Source organism: Allosphingosinicella indica (assembly GCF_900177405.1).
GTDB classification, from domain to species: Bacteria; Pseudomonadota; Alphaproteobacteria; order Sphingomonadales; family Sphingomonadaceae; genus Allosphingosinicella; species Allosphingosinicella indica.
Genome location: NZ_LT840185.1, coordinates 1489514 through 1504081 on the forward strand (window position 1 = coordinate 1489514; position 14568 = coordinate 1504081).

Sequence of the window (14568 nt, forward strand, 5' to 3'; positions counted from 1 at the left end):
CATCAAGGCCGTTTCCCAGGATCGATAGACATATGGCATCCGCAGCCCAGAACATGGCCGCCAACATCAGCCTGGCGAATTTCGCCAAGGCGACCGAGCTCAAGAAGCGCCTGTGGTTCACGCTCGGCGCGCTGATCGTCTTCCGCCTGCTGAGCTTCATCCCGCTGCCCGGCATCGATCCGCGCGCGCTGGGTGCGCTGTTCCAGACGACGCAGGGCACCGTCCTCGATTTCTTCAACACCTTCTCGGGCGGCAGCCTGGAGCGCATGAGCCTCATCGCGCTCGGCGTCATGCCCTACATCACCGCGTCGATCGTGGTGCAGCTCGCCACCACCATGTCGCCCACCCTCGCGCAGCTCAAGAAAGAGGGCGAAGCGGGGCGCAAGAAGATCAACCAGTACACTCGCATCGGCACGGTCTTCCTGTGCGCGGTGCAAGGCTGGTTCATCGCCGTCGGCCTCGAAGGCTGGGGCGCGGCGCAGGGCCAGTCGGCGGTGATCGATCCGGGCCTGCTGTTCCGCATCACCACCGTCATCAATCTGGTCGGCGGCACCATGTTCCTGATGTGGCTGGGCGAGCAGATCACCAGCCGCGGCATCGGCAACGGCATCAGCCTCATCATCATGGCGGGCATCGTCGCGCAGCTTCCGCGCGCGCTCGGCCAGGTGTTCGAGGGCGGCCGCACCGGCACGCTCTCGCCGGTGCTGATCATCGGCGTCATCGCGCTCGCGCTCGCGCTGATCGCCGGCATCTGCTTCATGGAGCGCGCGCAGCGGCGTGTCCTGATCCAATATCCCAAGCGCCAGACGGCGCGCGGCGCGATGCAGCCGGAGCGTTCGCACCTGCCGCTCAAGATCAACACCGCCGGCGTCATCCCGCCGATTTTCGCCTCGTCGCTGCTGCTTATGCCGCTGACGATCGCGCAATTCGCCGGCAATCGTGTGCAGGGCGAAAGCACCGGCGGCGATCTCTTGATCACCGTCACCACCGCGCTCCAGCACGGCGCGCCGCTTTACATGGCGCTCTATGCGGCGGGGATCATCTTCTTCTGCTTCTTCTACACCGCGGTCGTCTTCAATCCGGAAGAGACCGCGGACAATCTCAAGAAGCATGGCGGCTTCATCCCGGGCATCCGCCCCGGCAAGCGTACTGAGGAATATCTCGATTACGTACTCACCCGCATCACCGTGGTCGGCGCCGCCTATCTGACGCTGATCTGTCTGGTGCCGGAGTTCCTGATCGCGCGCGCTGGCATCCCCTTCTATCTCGGCGGCACCAGCCTCCTCATCGTCGTCAACGTGACGATGGATACGGTGACGCAGATCCAGAGCCACCTCATCGCCCATCAATATGGCGATCTCATCAAGAAGGCGAAGCTGAAGGGCGGCCGACCGCGGTAAAGGCCGGCGGCGACAGGGGAGCGCAGCAATCCGATGAACATCATCCTTCTGGGGCCGCCGGGCGCGGGCAAGGGGACGCAAGCGAGCCTGCTGGAGAAGGACCGGGGCATGGTGCAGCTGTCGACCGGCGACATGCTGCGCGCCGCCGTCGCCGCCCGCTCCGAGACCGGGCTGCGCGCCAAGGCGGTGATGGACGCGGGCGGGCTGGTCTCGGACGAGATCGTCACCGGCATCCTCTCCGAGCGGCTCGACCAGCCCGACGTCGCCAAGGGGTTCATTCTCGACGGCTATCCGCGGACCGCCGCGCAGGCGGAATCGCTGGACCGGCTGCTCGCCGAGAAGGGCATGAAACTCGATCATGTCATCGAACTCGTGGTGGACGAGGAAGCGCTGGTCGACCGCATCACCGGCCGCTTCTCCTGCGCCAGCTGCGGCGAAGGCTATCACGACCGCTACAAGCAGCCGAAGGTGGAAGGCGTGTGCGACGTCTGCGGATCGACCGCGTTCAAGCGCCGCCCCGACGACAATGAGGAGACGGTACGCAACCGCCTCGTCGAATATCGCGCCAAGACCGCGCCGATCCTGCCGCATTTCGAAGCGACCGGCCTCGTCCGCCGCGTCGACGGGATGGCGCCGATGCCCGAAGTGACCCGCGCGATCGAGGCGATTCTCGACGGGCGCTGAGCGCCGTCAGGCGGCGCGTGCCGCGGCGGCGACGGTGTCGGCCAGCCGCCCTGCCTCGGCCGCGGAGATCGGCCGGCTCATCAGATAACCCTGGATGCTGTCGCAGCCGTGGCTCCTCAGCTTGTCGAGCTGCTCCTGCGTCTCCACCCCCTCGGCGGTCGTCTCCATGCCGAGCGCCGTGGCGAGCTGCAGGATCGCATGGACGATCGCCTCGGCATCGGCAGCGCGCGAGATGTCGTTCACGAAGCTCTTGTCGATCTTGATCTTGTCAAAGGGGAAGCTGCGCAAATAGCTCAGCGACGAATAGCCGGTGCCGAAATCGTCGAGCGCGATGCGGACGCCCAGCGCGCGCAGGCTGTGCAGCATCGCGATCGTGTCGCCGCCGTCGTCGAGGAAGATCGATTCGGTGATCTCGATCTCCAGCCGCTTGGGATCGATGCCGCTGTTGGCCAATGCCTGCAGGATCGAGGCGTTGAGGCCGGGGTTGCGGAACTGGCGCGCCGAAACATTGACCGCGATGCGGATCGCCGGATCCCAGGCGCGCGCATGGCGGCAGGCTTCGTTGAGCACCCACTCGCCCATCCGTCCGATCAGCCCGCATTCTTCCGCCACCGGGATGAAGACGTCGGGGCCGACCGCGCCGCGGACCGGGTGGTTCCAGCGTAGCAGCGTCTCGAAGCAGACGATGCGATCGCCGCTCGCGGCGTAGATCGGCTGGAAGTGGAGGTGGAACTGGCCCTCGGCCAGCGCCTCGCGCAGATCGATCTCGAGCTGGCGGCGCGCCTGCGCCTGGGCATCGAGATCGGGCTCGAAGAAGCGATAGGCGCCGCGCCCGTCATGCTTGGCGCGATAGAGCGCAAGATCGGCATTCTTGATGAGCTCATCGGCGCAATCGCCGTCCTGCGGCGCCAGCGCGATGCCGACGCTGGTGCCGACCAGCACCTGCTGATCGCCGACGTCGACCGGGCGCAGCATCCGCTCGACCAGCTTCTGGCCCAGCGCGCGGGCGGCCTCTCCGTCGCTGCCTTCGGGCAGGATGAGCGCGAACTCGTCCCCGCCCAGCCGTGCGACGAAGGCCTCTGGCGCGGTTTCAGCGAGCAGCGCGCCGACCGAGCAGAGCACCCGGTCTCCGAACGGGTGGCCCATCGTGTCGTTGATGTCCTTGAACCCGTCGAGATCGAGGCAGAGGATCGCGAAGCCGTCGCCCGTCGCGGCGCGGCGCAGGCGCCGGTCGAGCTGCTCCCGGAAGAAGACGCGATTGGGAAGCCCGGTGAGGCTGTCGTTGAACGCCATGTGCGCGATGCGGTCCTCGCGCTCGAAGATCCCGCGCGACATCGCGTTGAAGCTTTCGGCGAGGCGGCCGATCTCGTCCTGCCCCGTCACGGGCACCTGGATACGGTCCCCGGTTTCGAGCCGCTTGGCGGCATCGTCGAGCTGGGCGATCGGGCGCGAGATACTCGCCGCCAGCCTGAGGCTCCCTGCGATGACGATAAGCAGCCCGAGGAGGCCGGTGACGAGCACGCCGAGCTGCAGCGGCCGGAAGGAGGCCATAGCGCGCGCCAGCGGATAGCGGAGCAGCAGCACCGAAGCCTCGCCCTCGGCAATCGCCGGCAGCGGCTTCGCCAGCGCGATCGCCGACCCCTCGCCGGTGTCGATCTCGCGCGGCTGCGCGCTCCGGGTGCTGAGCGCCTGCTGGGCGAGCTGGAGCATAGCGGTATCCGGCGCGGCGCCCGTGCCGCGCCACGCGCCGCCGGCATCGCGGTGGAGGACGCTGGCGGTGAGCGGGATGGCGGAGAGTTTCTCGAGCGTCCGCATCTCGGCGGCGTCGAGATGCACGGCGAACACCACCCAGCCGATCTCGACCGGCGCCAGCACGGGTGCGACGATGATTCGATAGGCTTCGTCGCCGATCGCGGTGATGCCGCTGCCGCGGCCACCGGGCAAAGTGTAGGGGATTTCGGAGATGCCGTCCTTCAGCGCGGCATCGCCTTCGCCGATCACCGCGCCGTCCTGCATGACGATGAACGCAGTGCTCACCCGCGCGCGGCTGCGCAGATTCTCTAGCGCGGATTCGATGGTCGGCACGTCGTTGGAGGCGATGGCGCCGCGAAAACCGAAGTCGCGCGCCAGCACGTCGGCGGAGTCGGACAGCGCCCGGCTGCGCAGCGCCCATATGCGATCATAGACGCTGCCGCTGGTCGTCAGCTCGCTGCGCACCGAGGTCTTGGCATTTTCGAGGATCATCACCTGCGCCATCAGCGCGATGACGAACAGTACGAGCGCGAACAGGCCGGCGTAGAGAACCGCCAGCCGCGTCCGTATCCGTCGAAAGTGCGGCAGCCGCATCGGCATGTCAGCGCGGCGGCACGATCGGCAGGCTGATCGACCGCGCGACATTGCCCGAAGGTGGCAGCGACACGGCGAGCACCGATTCGTTGTTCTTCAGCCGCGCATAGGGATGCCAGACCGCCACCGACGCCTGACCGGCGGGCAGGCCGGCGACGCGGGCGACGCCGCGCTCGTCGGTCTTCGCCGCCCAGGGCGTGTCGACCACCTTCACGAAGCCGGTCATCCCGTCATGGATGTTGCAGCCCAGCGCCACGGCTCCGGCCTTGTCGAACTTCACCGTGCGCGCGTCCTCGCGGCCGTAGAGCTTGAGCTCGAACTTCTTGGGCTTGGAGAAGGAATAGACGTGATGGCGCACCTTGTCCTTGTTGGGGAAGGAGACCTCCGCGCCGACCGGCACGACCAGCACGAACGGATTGAACTGGATGTCCTGCTGCGTGACCTGCGCCGGCCAGGGGAAGCGCGCGGCGGCAGGCGTGCGGCCCGGCGCGTGGACGGTGACGACGGCATCGCGCAGCGGCTTGCCCGCGGTGTCGCGCACGCTGATCTCCAGCGTGCCGGCCTGCGCAGGCGCAGTGATCGCTGCCGCGGCGGCGAGGGCGAATACGGTCCTTTTCATAACCGGACTATGGCGCGCGAACCCCAACATTCGGTTAAATCCATTTCGGATATCCGTTTCGGCTTTAACTTGCCGATAACCATGGCGGGCTAGGTTTGAGGCCGATTTTTGACGGAACGAGGACCCGGAATTTGCGCCGGATCGTGGGTATTTCGATTGGTCTTTCAATCGCTTGCATGGCTGGACCGGCTGCGGCGCAGGATCTGCGCTGGGGCGGCAAGCTGCTGCTGACCGACGCCGCGACTTCGGTTGAGGGTGCGGCAGGCGGCGGGCTCGCGAGCTGGGCGGTGATCGGCGGGCACGCGACGGACGCCGGCATCGGCGGCGGCGCGCATGGCACTTATGTCGTCACCGACGATTTCTCGCTCACCACCTTCGGTGCCAAGATCGGCCTGTTCGACCGGGTCGAGCTGTCATGGGCGCGGCAGAGCTTCGACACGCGCGACGCGGGCGCCGCGCTCGGCCTCGGCCGCGGCTTCACCTTCGGTCAGGACGTGTTCGGCGCCAAGCTGCGCGTCGTTGGTGATGCCGTCTACGATCAGGATCGCGTGCTTCCGCAAATCTCGCTCGGCATCCAGCACAAGCGCGCGGACGAGGGCGCGGTGATCGCCGCGGTCGGCGGCCGCAACCGAACCGGCACCGATTTCTACGTCGCCGCCACCAAGGTGCTGCTCGGCCAGAGCCTCGTGGTGAACGGCACCGCGCGGCTCACCAAGGCCAATCAGTTCGGGCTGCTCGGCTTCGGCGGCGATCGCAAGTCGGGGCACAGCCTGCAATTCGAAGGCTCGGTCGGCACGCTCGTCACGCGCCGTCTGCTGGTCGGCGCGGAGGTGCGCACCAAGCCCGACAACCTCGGCTTCGCGAAGGAGCAGGACAGCTTCGATCTGTTCGCCGCCTGGCAGCTCCACCGCAACGTCACGCTCACCGCCGCTTATGTCGATCTCGGCAGCATCGCGACATTCCGCGGGCAGCAGGGCGCCTATCTCTCCTTGCAAACCGCTTTCTGACGGAACATCCGGCCATGATCCTCACCGCATTCCTGCTCGCCGCTGCCACGCCCGCCGTCCATCCGGGCGAAGAGCCAGTCGATCCGTACGAGATCAGCGATGCCAATGCCGGCGCCGCGCCCTTTGCCGGCGATGCGATGTTCCGCGCGTTCAACGGCAGGGAGGGCATCGACCGGATCGTCACCACCTTCGTCGGCCTCAACACCAGTGATCCGCGCATCAGCGACATTTTCAAGGGCCAGGATATCGTCCGCCTCAACCGGACGCTGCGCGAGCAATTCTGCTACATCCTCGGCGGGGGCTGCGCCTATACCGGCCGCGACATGCGCTCCGCCCACAAGGATATGGGCACGCAAACGGCGGACATGAACGCGCTGGTCGACAATCTCCAGAAGGCGATGACCAAGGAAGGCGTGCCGTTCCGCGCGCAGAATCGCTTCCTCGCCAAGCTCGCGCCGATGAAGCGCGACGTCGTCGAGCGCTGATCGGCGCCGTCATCGACCAACCTTTCCCGCCCGGCGACGAAACTGCCGGATCGGCGCTTCAATTTCCCCGAAACATGATATGAAACCCGCGTTTCGACTCCGGGCAGTCCGGCGCCGATTTCATCTATGTGGGAGGGGTTTGATGAGCAGAGGCGATGGAACGGCCGCGCCGTCGGAGCATGTCGGTATCGAAGGCTTCATGGAGGGCGTGAAGCGCCGCAACCCCGGCCAGCCCGAGTTCGTGCAGGCGGTGCAGGAAGTCGCCGAGGACATCTTCGACTTTATCGAGGGCAAGGAAGAATATCACCGCTGGCAGATCCTCCGCCGCATTGCCGAGCCCGATCGTGTCGTTTCGTTCCGCGTGAGCTGGGAGGACGACGAGCACAACATCCGCGTCCAGCGCGGCTACCGCGTCCAGAACAACAATGCGATCGGACCGTATAAGGGGGGGCTGCGCTTCCACCCGTCGGTCAACGAATCGATCCTGAAGTTTCTGGCGTTCGAACAGACCTTCAAGAACGCGCTCACCGGCCTCCCCATGGGCGGCGGTAAGGGCGGCGCCAACTTCAACCCCAAGGGCAAGAGCGACGGCGAGATCATGCGCTTCTGCCAGAGCTTCATGACCGAGCTCTACCGTCACATCGGCGCCGACGTGGACGTGCCGGCGGGCGACATCGGCGTCGGCGGGCGCGAGATCGGCTACATGTTCGGCCAGTACAAGCGGATCACCAACAGCTTCGAGGGCGTGCTGACCGGCAAGGGCCTCGAATATGGCGGCTCGCTGATCCGCCCCGAGGCGACCGGCTATGGCGCCGTCTATTTCCTCGAGAATATGCTGAAGACCAAGGGCCAAGACCTGACCGGCAAGCGCGCCGTCATCTCCGGCTCGGGCAATGTCGCGACCCATGCGGCGGAAAAGATCGTCCAGCTTGGCGGCAAGGTGCTGACGCTCTCCGACTCCGAAGGCTTCGTCTACGATCCCGACGGCTTCACGCAGGAGAAGATCGACTGGGTGAAGACGCACAAGACGCGCCGCCGCGGCCGGATCAGCGACTATGCCAAGGAGTATAAGACCGCGACCTTCCACGCCGGCGAGCGGCCGTGGGGCGTCGAATGCGACGTCGCGCTGCCCTGCGCCACGCAGAACGAGCTCAACGGCAAGGAAGCCGAGCTCCTCATCAAAAACGGCTGCATTGCGGTGTCGGAAGGCGCCAACATGCCGACGGATCTCGAAGGCGTGCACCTGTTTCGCAAGGCCAAGACGCTCTACGCGCCGGGAAAGGCGGCCAACGCCGGCGGCGTCGCCGTCTCGGGCCTCGAGATGAGCCAGAACAGCGCGCGGATCAGCTGGAAGGTCGACGAGCTGCAGCGGCTGCTCCGCGACATCATGGACGGCATCCACGAACGCTGCCTGGAATATGGCGAGCGCGAAAAGGGCTATGTCGATTACGTCCGCGGCGCCAACATCGCCGGTTTCAAGAAAGTCGCCGACGCCATGCTGGCGTTCGGAGTGGTCTGAAGCCCCGAGACCAAGCGACGGGCGCAGCGCGCCCGTTGCTTGGGCGAGAGAGGCGAAAGACCGGCCGGCGGGTCGTCCCCGCCGAGCCCGACCGACGGCGCGGCTTTGCCGCGACGCCCGTTCCGTAGTCACAAGCCGTCACCCTGAACGCGTTTCAGGGTCCATCGTGAAGACAGCCGCTACCGTCTCCGGCATGGATGCTGAAACAAGTTCAGCATGACGGTGGAGGGAGCGCCGCGCCCCACCTTTCCAACCCCGCCGCGCCCGGCTAACCCCTCCCGCATGGCCGCTCCAGCGCAGACCTCCGGCCTCGACTTCTTCCCCGCGCTGAAGCCCGCCTTCGCGCTGCTCCTCGTCTGCGCCGCCGCGCAAATCCTGTTCCTCGTCGGGCTCGGCCAGCCCAACCAGATGATGTTCGACGAAACGCATTACGTGCCCGCGGCGCGGATGCTGTTCACGGGCGCGGCCTATGTGAACGTCGAGCATCCTTTGCTCGGCAAATGGCTCATCGGCCTCTCGATGCACCTGTTCGGCGATACGCCCTGGGGCTGGCGCGTGCTGAGCACGGTCGCAGGCACCGCCACCGTCGCCGCCATCTTCGGCATCGCGCAGGCGCTGTGGCGCGACAGCCGGGTCAGCCTGGTCGCCGCGACGCTCGCGATCCTCAACCAATTGCTCTTCATCCAGGCGCGCATCGCGATGCTCGACGTCTATATGGGCGCCTTTCTGCTCGCCGCCCTGTGGCTGCTGCTCGATGCGCGCGAAAGGGAAGGAAGGGCGGTGCGTTGGCGGCTGGTGCTCGCCGGCATCGCCTTCGGTTGTGCGATCGGCTGCAAATGGGCGGCGGTGCCTTATGCCGGCGCGGCGGGGCTCACCTATCTCGTCCTCCGCCTCCGCGGCCGCGGATGGGCGGGCGTGTCCGCGGCGGAGGGTGCGCTGCTGCTCGCCGTCCCCGCGCTCGCCATCTATCTCGCGACCTTCACACCCGCGTTCTTCGTCGGCGCCAATCCGCTCGCCCCGCGCGATCTTCTCGTCCACCAGATGGAACTGCTCCGCCTCCAGACGCAGCAGCTTTCGCCGCATCCCTATGAGAGCCAGTGGTGGAGCTGGCCCGTCATCGGCCGGCCGATCTGGTATCTCTACGAGCGGGTGGAGGGGGTGATGCGCGGCGTGCTCTTCATCGGCAATCCGGCGATCATGTGGGGCGGCCTCGTTGCCGCCGTCGCCTGCCTCTGGACGGGCCTCCGCCGCCACGACGGCGCGCTGTTGCTGGTCGCGGGGCTGTTCCTCTTCTCGTGGCTGGTGTTCGCGGTGATCCCCAAGAAGATCGGCTTCTATTATTATTATTATATGCCGGCGCTGTTCCTGTGCCTGGCGCTGGCGGGCGCGCTGCACCGCCTCTGCACCGGCCGCTGGACGAACTGGCTACCGCCGGTCTTCCTCGGCGTCGCCGCCGCGCTCTTCTATTATTTCTACCCCGTCCTCGCCGCCCGCCCGCTTGCCGACGAAGGCGCCTTTGCCCACTGGACCTGGCTCGAGAGCTGGAAGTGAGGCGGCCCTAGAAGCGGCTCCAGGTGAAGCGGCTCGACAGCGCGAAATTCCACACCGCGCCGACCGCGATGCCGGCGAGCGCGGAGAGCGTCCAGAGCGCGTGGCGCGTCTCGAACAGCCAGGTCGCGACGCCGACATTGGCGAGCGCGCCGACGCTGCACACGACGCAGAAGGAGAGCCAGCCCTTGAGCAGTTGCTTGGGCCCGCGGAGCTGCCGGTCGCGATAGGTGAGGCTGTTGTTGAGCGCGAAGTTGAAGGTCATCGCGCCCAGCGTCGCCACTGCCTGCGCCGCCGCGAAGCTGGTGTTCGCGCCCTGGAACATCGCGGTGAGGAAGGCAAAGTGGACCGCGACGCCCAGCGCGCCGATCGCCGAGAACAAGGCAAAGCGCGCGGGAACGATCCGGCCGAACGCCTTGTCGTAGAGCATCACCAGATATTCGAAGGCGATCGCGCGATCGAGCTTGCTGGCGCCCGCGCCGCGGCTTCTAAAGGCATAAGGTAGCTCGACGAACTTCAGTGGCCGCCGCGCCGAGGTGAAGATGTCGAGCAGGATCTTGAAGCCGATCGCGCTGAGGCGCGGCAGCACTTCGCGGATGGTCTCGATGCGCGCCATGAAGAAGCCGCTCATCGGATCCTTGAGGTCCGCGCCGATCGCGCCGCGGCTGAGGCGTGTGGCGAGCCGCGACTGCGCCGCGCGCTTGTCCGACAGGCCGGCATCGCTGCCCCCGGCAACGAAGCGCGATCCGATCGCGAGATCGAGCGCCGGATCGGCCTCCATCGCCGCGAGCATCCGTGGCAGCAGCGCCTCGTCGTGCTGGAGATCGCCGTCGATCACCGCGACGAGCGGCGCGGCGGTCGCCAGCATCCCCTCAATCACCGCCGAGGCGAGCCCGCGCCGCCCGACGCGCTCGATCACCCGGATGCGCCGGTCGGTCCGCGCCAGTGCGCGCGCCGCATCGGCGGTGCCGTCGGGGCTGTTGTCGTCGACGAAGATCGCTTCCCAGGCGACGCCCTCAAGCACCGCCGCGAGCCGCGCGGCCAGCTCGGCGATATTGGCCGATTCCTGGAAGACGGGGATGATGATGGCGAGCGCGATCGGCCCGTCCGCCGCAGCCCTCGTCTCATCCTCGCGCATGTCGATCATCGCTGGCGGACTAGCGGCTTTCCGTGACAGGTAGAAGAGGGCGGCGCGCGCGTCCCCAGCGGCTGCCGACTCGCTTGACTCGGGCCGGGGCCATCCCTATTTGCGTCTCATCCCGAAACCGGAAATTCCGGCGGCGCATTCCGTGCGCGCGCCGCTTTCGTCCGTTCAAGGGCTGCCCGATTCGCCGGGCCATCGAAGCGCTGAGATAGGGCGGGACGCCATCCGCCCTGTGGAGCAGGAGAAAAAGTCACATGGCACGTATCGCGGGTGTCAACATCCCGACCAACAAGCGCGTAGTGATCGCGCTGACCTACATTCACGGCATCGGCCGCACCAAGGCCGTGGAAATCGCCAACAAGCTCGGCATCGCGCCGGAGCGCCGCGTGCAGGACCTTTCGGATCAGGAAGTGCTCCAGATCCGCGAGACGATCGACGCCGATCATACGGTCGAGGGCGATCTTCGTCGCGAGACCGCGATGAACATCAAGCGGCTGATGGATCTCGCCTGCTATCGCGGCCTTCGCCATCGCAAGGGCCTTCCGGTCCGCGGCCAGCGCACGCACACAAACGCGCGCACCCGCAAGGGCAAGGCCAAGCCGATCGCCGGCAAGAAGAAGTAAGTCCGCAGGGGCTGATTTCTCCGCCGGCGCGTCTCAGACTGCACCGGCGTCACGCAAGACTTTAGGTTAGGTCAGAAGAAATGGCACAAGCACCGCAGCGCCTTCGCCGTCGCGAGCGCAAGAATATCTCCGCCGGCGTCGCGCACGTGAACGCGACGTTCAACAACACGATGATCACCATCACCGACGCGCAGGGCAACGCCATCGCCTGGTCGTCCGCGGGCATGATGGGCTTCAAGGGCAGCCGCAAGTCGACGCCTTATGCCGCCCAGGTCGCCGCCGAGGATGCCGGCAAGAAGGCCGCCGATCACGGCGTTCGCACCCTCGAGGTCGAGGTCAAGGGTCCGGGTTCGGGCCGCGAGTCGGCGCTCCGTGCGCTGCAGGCGGTCGGCTTCCAGATCACCTCGATCCGCGACGTGACGCCGATCCCGCACAACGGCGTCCGCCCGTCCAAGCGTCGCCGCGTCTGAGGACGGCTTGAGGGCCGCGGTTCGCCGCGGCTCCGCCCTCCTCGCTTACGAAGTCCAAAAGGCGGGGACCGCCCCCCGCCCGAGCCCAAGGGAAGACCATGGCCGTCAACGCAAAGAACTGGCAGGAAATGAAGAAGCCCAACGCGCTCGAGAAGAAGGCCGGAGGCGACAGCCGCCGCAAGGCGACCTTCGTCGCCGAGCCGCTGGAGCGCGGCTTCGGCCTGACGCTCGGCAACTCGCTGCGCCGCGTGCTTCTCTCGTCGCTGCAGGGCGCCGCCGTCACCGCGATCAAGATCGAAGGCGTGCTGCACGAATTCTCGAGCCTCGCGGGTGTCCGCGAGGACGTCACCGACATCGTCCTCAACGTGAAGCAGGTCGCGCTCAAGATGGAAGGCGAGGGCTCCAAGCGCCTCCAGCTTTCCGCCACCGGCCCCGGTGAAGTCACCGCCGGCCAGATCGCGACGAGCGGCGACATCGAGGTGATGAACCCCGATCTCGTGCTCTGCCATCTCGACGACGGCGCGACGCTCAACATGGAGCTCACCGCGGAAGTCGGCAAAGGCTATGTGCCCGCCGCCGCCAACCGCCCGGTCGATGCGCCGATCGGCCTGATCCCGGTCGACGCGCTCTACTCGCCGGTCCGCCAGGTCAGCTACAAGGTCGAGAACACCCGCGTCGGGCAGGAGCTCGATTACGACAAGCTGACGCTGACCGTCGAGACCGACGGCACGGTCACGCCGGACGACGCGATCGCTTATGCGGCGCGCATCCTGCAGGACCAGCTCCAGCTCTTCGTCCACTTCGACGAGGGCATCGCCCATGCCGTCCCGACCACCGCGGGCCTCGCGGCGACCGGCACCATGGACACGGAGGCCGACGCCAACCAGCTCAACCGCTATCTCTTGAAGAAGGTGGACGAGCTGGAGCTTTCGGTGCGTTCGGCCAACTGCCTCAAGAACGACAACATCATCTACATCGGCGATCTCGTCCAGAAGACCGAAGCCGAGATGCTGCGCACGCCGAACTTCGGCCGCAAGAGCCTCAACGAGATCAAGGAAGTCCTCTCGTCGATGGGCCTGCGCCTCGGCATGGACATCCCCGGCTGGCCGCCCGAGAATATCGAGGAAATGGCCAAGAAGCTGGAACAGGAACTGATGGGCTGAGGCCCGCCTGTCACATTGGAATGAAGAAGGGCCGCTCCCGCGAGGGGGCGGCCCTTCTGCTTTGAACCGCATATGTGCCAAGCTGCGGAATGGTCGATACCACTGCCCTCTTCATCCTGGCGATGCTGCCGAAGAAGACGGCAAGTTCGACGTCGCGCGCCAAATGTTCGAGCGCGGCGCAGCGCTGGGCGACGACTATTGCATGAGCCGCCTGGCGCATATGTTCGACGTCGGCACGGGCGTGCCGGTCGATAAGGACAGAGCGATGCGCCTCTATCGGCGCGCCTGGCGGATCGGCCGAAACATTGCGGCGGGCAACAACATCGCCATCCTCTATCGGGAACGCGGCAACCTCCGCGCGATGTTCCAGTGGTTCACTCGCGTCGCCGAAACGGGCGATGGGAGCGCGCAGCTCGATATCGCGAAATGCTATCTGGACGGCACCGGGGTGCGCGCGGATCGCCAGATGGCGCTGCGATCTTTAACGGCGGCGGTCCGTTCCGATTATATTTCGGAATATGAGCGGGAGGAAGCGCAGGCGCTGCTCGCTACGCTTAGTTTGAAAGCTGTTTGAAGCCCTCGCACTCGCGCTAGCGTGGAGCGGGTGAAGGGAATCGAACCCTCGTCGTAAGCTTGGGAAGCTTCTGCTCTACCATTGAGCTACACCCGCGTTCCGGCATCAATTAGGGCGCGCCGCCGGGGTTGTCGAGATGGCCGTCATGCGCTTTGTGGGCAGGCAAATCGAACCTTTGCCGCCCGGCCGGCGTTCAGGACAGCGGACATGACACGCATCTTCCACGTTTCCGATCTCCATTTCGGCAAGGCCGACCATGCCGCGCTCGACTGGTTCGCAGCGACGGTGGAGGCGGAGCGGCCCAATGCGGTGGTCTGCACCGGTGATCTCACGATGCGGGCGCGCTCGGCCGAGTTCGAAGCGGCGGCGAAGTGGCTGGAGGCGCTGCCGGTGCCGGTCTCGGTGGAACCAGGCAACCACGATCTTCCCTATTTCAACCCGTTCGAGCGGTTCGTTCGGCCCTATCGCCGCTTCGGCCGCGTCCAGAAGCTGGTCGAGCGGCCCCTGGATTTGAAGGGCGTGTCGATCGTCCCGCTGCGCACCACCGCGCGCGCGCAATGGCGGCACAATTGGTCGTGGGGCGTGGTCAACAAGGACAGCTTGCGCAAAGCCGTCGAACTGCTCGCCAGCGCCGATCCCGATCACATCTGCATCGTCGCCGCGCATCATCCGCTGGTCGACAAGCAGGGGCTGGAATCGAGCGGACGCACGCTGCGCGGGCGCGCGGCGCTCAAGATCTTGGCGGAAGCGGGGGCGCATGCAGTGATCTCGGGCCATGTCCACGATCCGTTCGATATCGCGCATGCGATCGGCGATCGCCAGATCCGCATGATCGGCGCGGGTACGCTTTCCGAACGCACGCGATCTACGCGGCCCTCGTTCAACGAACTGGTCGCCGAGGGCGGCCGGCTGGAGCTGAAACTCAGGGTTATGGACTGAGGGGCCACCTCGAACCGCCGTCATGCTGAACTTGTTTCAGCATCCCT

Annotated in this window: 14 protein-coding genes and 1 tRNA gene; 11 read left to right on the forward strand and 4 right to left on the reverse strand. The window is 66.5% G+C overall.

Going from position 1 to position 14568, the window contains the following annotated elements:
* The first annotated feature begins 32 nt into the window (after window positions 1-32).
* Complete coding sequence (gene secY, locus B9N75_RS07405; protein WP_085218220.1) at window positions 33-1400, forward strand: preprotein translocase subunit SecY; 1368 nt, start codon at window positions 33-35, stop codon at window positions 1398-1400.
* Window positions 1401-1433: 33 nt separating this feature from the next.
* Entirely contained in the window at window positions 1434-2084 is a 651-nt protein-coding gene (locus B9N75_RS07410; protein ID WP_085218221.1) for an adenylate kinase, read from the forward strand.
* A gap of 6 nt (window positions 2085-2090) precedes the next feature.
* On the opposite strand, the gene B9N75_RS07415 is transcribed toward B9N75_RS07410, so the two are convergent.
* Together B9N75_RS07415 and B9N75_RS07420 are read right to left on the reverse strand one after the other, a co-directional pair.
* On the reverse strand, window positions 2091-4430 hold the full coding sequence (locus tag B9N75_RS07415; protein ID WP_244552289.1) for a putative bifunctional diguanylate cyclase/phosphodiesterase: 2340 nt from the start codon (window positions 4428-4430) through the stop codon (window positions 2091-2093).
* A 7-nt stretch (window positions 4431-4437) separates the two neighbouring features.
* Entirely contained in the window at window positions 4438-5049 is a 612-nt protein-coding gene (locus tag B9N75_RS07420) for a cupredoxin domain-containing protein (RefSeq protein ID WP_085218223.1), read from the reverse strand.
* A 176-nt stretch (window positions 5050-5225) separates the two neighbouring features.
* Here B9N75_RS07420 and B9N75_RS07425 point away from each other — a divergent pair, with 176 nt between their 5' ends.
* The 4 genes from B9N75_RS07425 to B9N75_RS07440 all read left to right on the forward strand — a co-directional run bounded on the left by B9N75_RS07425 (window position 5226) and on the right by B9N75_RS07440 (window position 9611).
* Window positions 5226-6056 (forward strand): DUF3034 family protein, encoded by an 831-nt coding sequence (locus B9N75_RS07425; protein WP_085218224.1) that lies wholly within the window; start codon window positions 5226-5228, stop codon window positions 6054-6056.
* A gap of 14 nt (window positions 6057-6070) precedes the next feature.
* Window positions 6071-6541: a group I truncated hemoglobin gene (locus tag B9N75_RS07430; RefSeq protein WP_085218225.1), complete on the forward strand. Its 471-nt coding sequence runs from the start codon at window positions 6071-6073 to the stop codon at window positions 6539-6541.
* A 142-nt stretch (window positions 6542-6683) separates the two neighbouring features.
* Window positions 6684-8060, forward strand: a complete 1377-nt coding sequence (gene gdhA / locus B9N75_RS07435) for an NADP-specific glutamate dehydrogenase (RefSeq protein ID WP_085218226.1) — start codon at window positions 6684-6686, stop codon at window positions 8058-8060.
* 282 nt (window positions 8061-8342) lie between these two features.
* Entirely contained in the window at window positions 8343-9611 is a 1269-nt protein-coding gene (locus B9N75_RS07440; protein ID WP_172840835.1) for a glycosyltransferase family 39 protein, read from the forward strand.
* 7 nt (window positions 9612-9618) lie between these two features.
* Here the strand turns inward: B9N75_RS07440 and B9N75_RS07445 are convergent, their stop codons facing one another.
* On the reverse strand, window positions 9619-10755 hold the full coding sequence (locus B9N75_RS07445; protein ID WP_244552290.1) for a glycosyltransferase family 2 protein: 1137 nt from the start codon (window positions 10753-10755) through the stop codon (window positions 9619-9621).
* 251 nt (window positions 10756-11006) lie between these two features.
* Between B9N75_RS07445 and rpsM the strand changes: the two genes are divergently transcribed.
* The 4 genes from rpsM to B9N75_RS07465 all read left to right on the forward strand — a co-directional run bounded on the left by rpsM (window position 11007) and on the right by B9N75_RS07465 (window position 13582).
* Complete coding sequence (rpsM, locus tag B9N75_RS07450) at window positions 11007-11375, forward strand: 30S ribosomal protein S13 (RefSeq protein WP_085218228.1); 369 nt, start codon at window positions 11007-11009, stop codon at window positions 11373-11375.
* A gap of 80 nt (window positions 11376-11455) precedes the next feature.
* Window positions 11456-11845, forward strand: coding sequence for a 30S ribosomal protein S11 (gene rpsK, locus B9N75_RS07455; protein WP_085218229.1), 390 nt, complete (start codon window positions 11456-11458; stop codon window positions 11843-11845).
* A 98-nt stretch (window positions 11846-11943) separates the two neighbouring features.
* Entirely contained in the window at window positions 11944-13008 is a 1065-nt protein-coding gene (locus tag B9N75_RS07460) for a DNA-directed RNA polymerase subunit alpha (RefSeq protein ID WP_085218230.1), read from the forward strand.
* 163 nt (window positions 13009-13171) lie between these two features.
* Window positions 13172-13582, forward strand: coding sequence for a tetratricopeptide repeat protein (locus B9N75_RS07465; RefSeq protein WP_085218231.1), 411 nt, complete (start codon window positions 13172-13174; stop codon window positions 13580-13582).
* 22 nt (window positions 13583-13604) lie between these two features.
* Here the strand turns inward: B9N75_RS07465 and B9N75_RS07470 are convergent.
* Window positions 13605-13678 (reverse strand) — tRNA-Gly (locus tag B9N75_RS07470).
* A 111-nt stretch (window positions 13679-13789) separates the two neighbouring features.
* On the opposite strand from B9N75_RS07470, the gene B9N75_RS07475 reads away from it, so the two are divergent.
* Window positions 13790-14521, forward strand: a complete 732-nt coding sequence (locus B9N75_RS07475) for a metallophosphoesterase family protein (protein WP_085218232.1) — start codon at window positions 13790-13792, stop codon at window positions 14519-14521.
* The last annotated feature ends 47 nt before the right edge of the window (window positions 14522-14568 follow it).

Coding starts and splice junctions, on each gene's coding strand:
- secY (WP_085218220.1), top strand. CDS start 33: ATGGCATCCGCAGCCCAGAACATGGCCGCCAACATCAGCCTGGCGAAT.
- B9N75_RS07410 (WP_085218221.1), top strand. CDS start 1,434: ATGAACATCATCCTTCTGGGGCCGCCGGGCGCGGGCAAGGGGACGCAA.
- B9N75_RS07415 (WP_244552289.1), bottom strand. CDS start 4,430: ATGCGGCTGCCGCACTTTCGACGGATACGGACGCGGCTGGCGGTTCTC.
- B9N75_RS07420 (WP_085218223.1), bottom strand. CDS start 5,049: ATGAAAAGGACCGTATTCGCCCTCGCCGCCGCGGCAGCGATCACTGCG.
- B9N75_RS07425 (WP_085218224.1), top strand. CDS start 5,226: ATGGCTGGACCGGCTGCGGCGCAGGATCTGCGCTGGGGCGGCAAGCTG.
- B9N75_RS07430 (WP_085218225.1), top strand. CDS start 6,071: ATGATCCTCACCGCATTCCTGCTCGCCGCTGCCACGCCCGCCGTCCAT.
- gdhA (WP_085218226.1), top strand. CDS start 6,684: ATGAGCAGAGGCGATGGAACGGCCGCGCCGTCGGAGCATGTCGGTATC.
- B9N75_RS07440 (WP_172840835.1), top strand. CDS start 8,343: ATGGCCGCTCCAGCGCAGACCTCCGGCCTCGACTTCTTCCCCGCGCTG.
- B9N75_RS07445 (WP_244552290.1), bottom strand. CDS start 10,755: ATGATCGACATGCGCGAGGATGAGACGAGGGCTGCGGCGGACGGGCCG.
- rpsM (WP_085218228.1), top strand. CDS start 11,007: ATGGCACGTATCGCGGGTGTCAACATCCCGACCAACAAGCGCGTAGTG.
- rpsK (WP_085218229.1), top strand. CDS start 11,456: ATGGCACAAGCACCGCAGCGCCTTCGCCGTCGCGAGCGCAAGAATATC.
- B9N75_RS07460 (WP_085218230.1), top strand. CDS start 11,944: ATGGCCGTCAACGCAAAGAACTGGCAGGAAATGAAGAAGCCCAACGCG.
- B9N75_RS07465 (WP_085218231.1), top strand. CDS start 13,172: ATGTTCGAGCGCGGCGCAGCGCTGGGCGACGACTATTGCATGAGCCGC.
- B9N75_RS07475 (WP_085218232.1), top strand. CDS start 13,790: ATGACACGCATCTTCCACGTTTCCGATCTCCATTTCGGCAAGGCCGAC.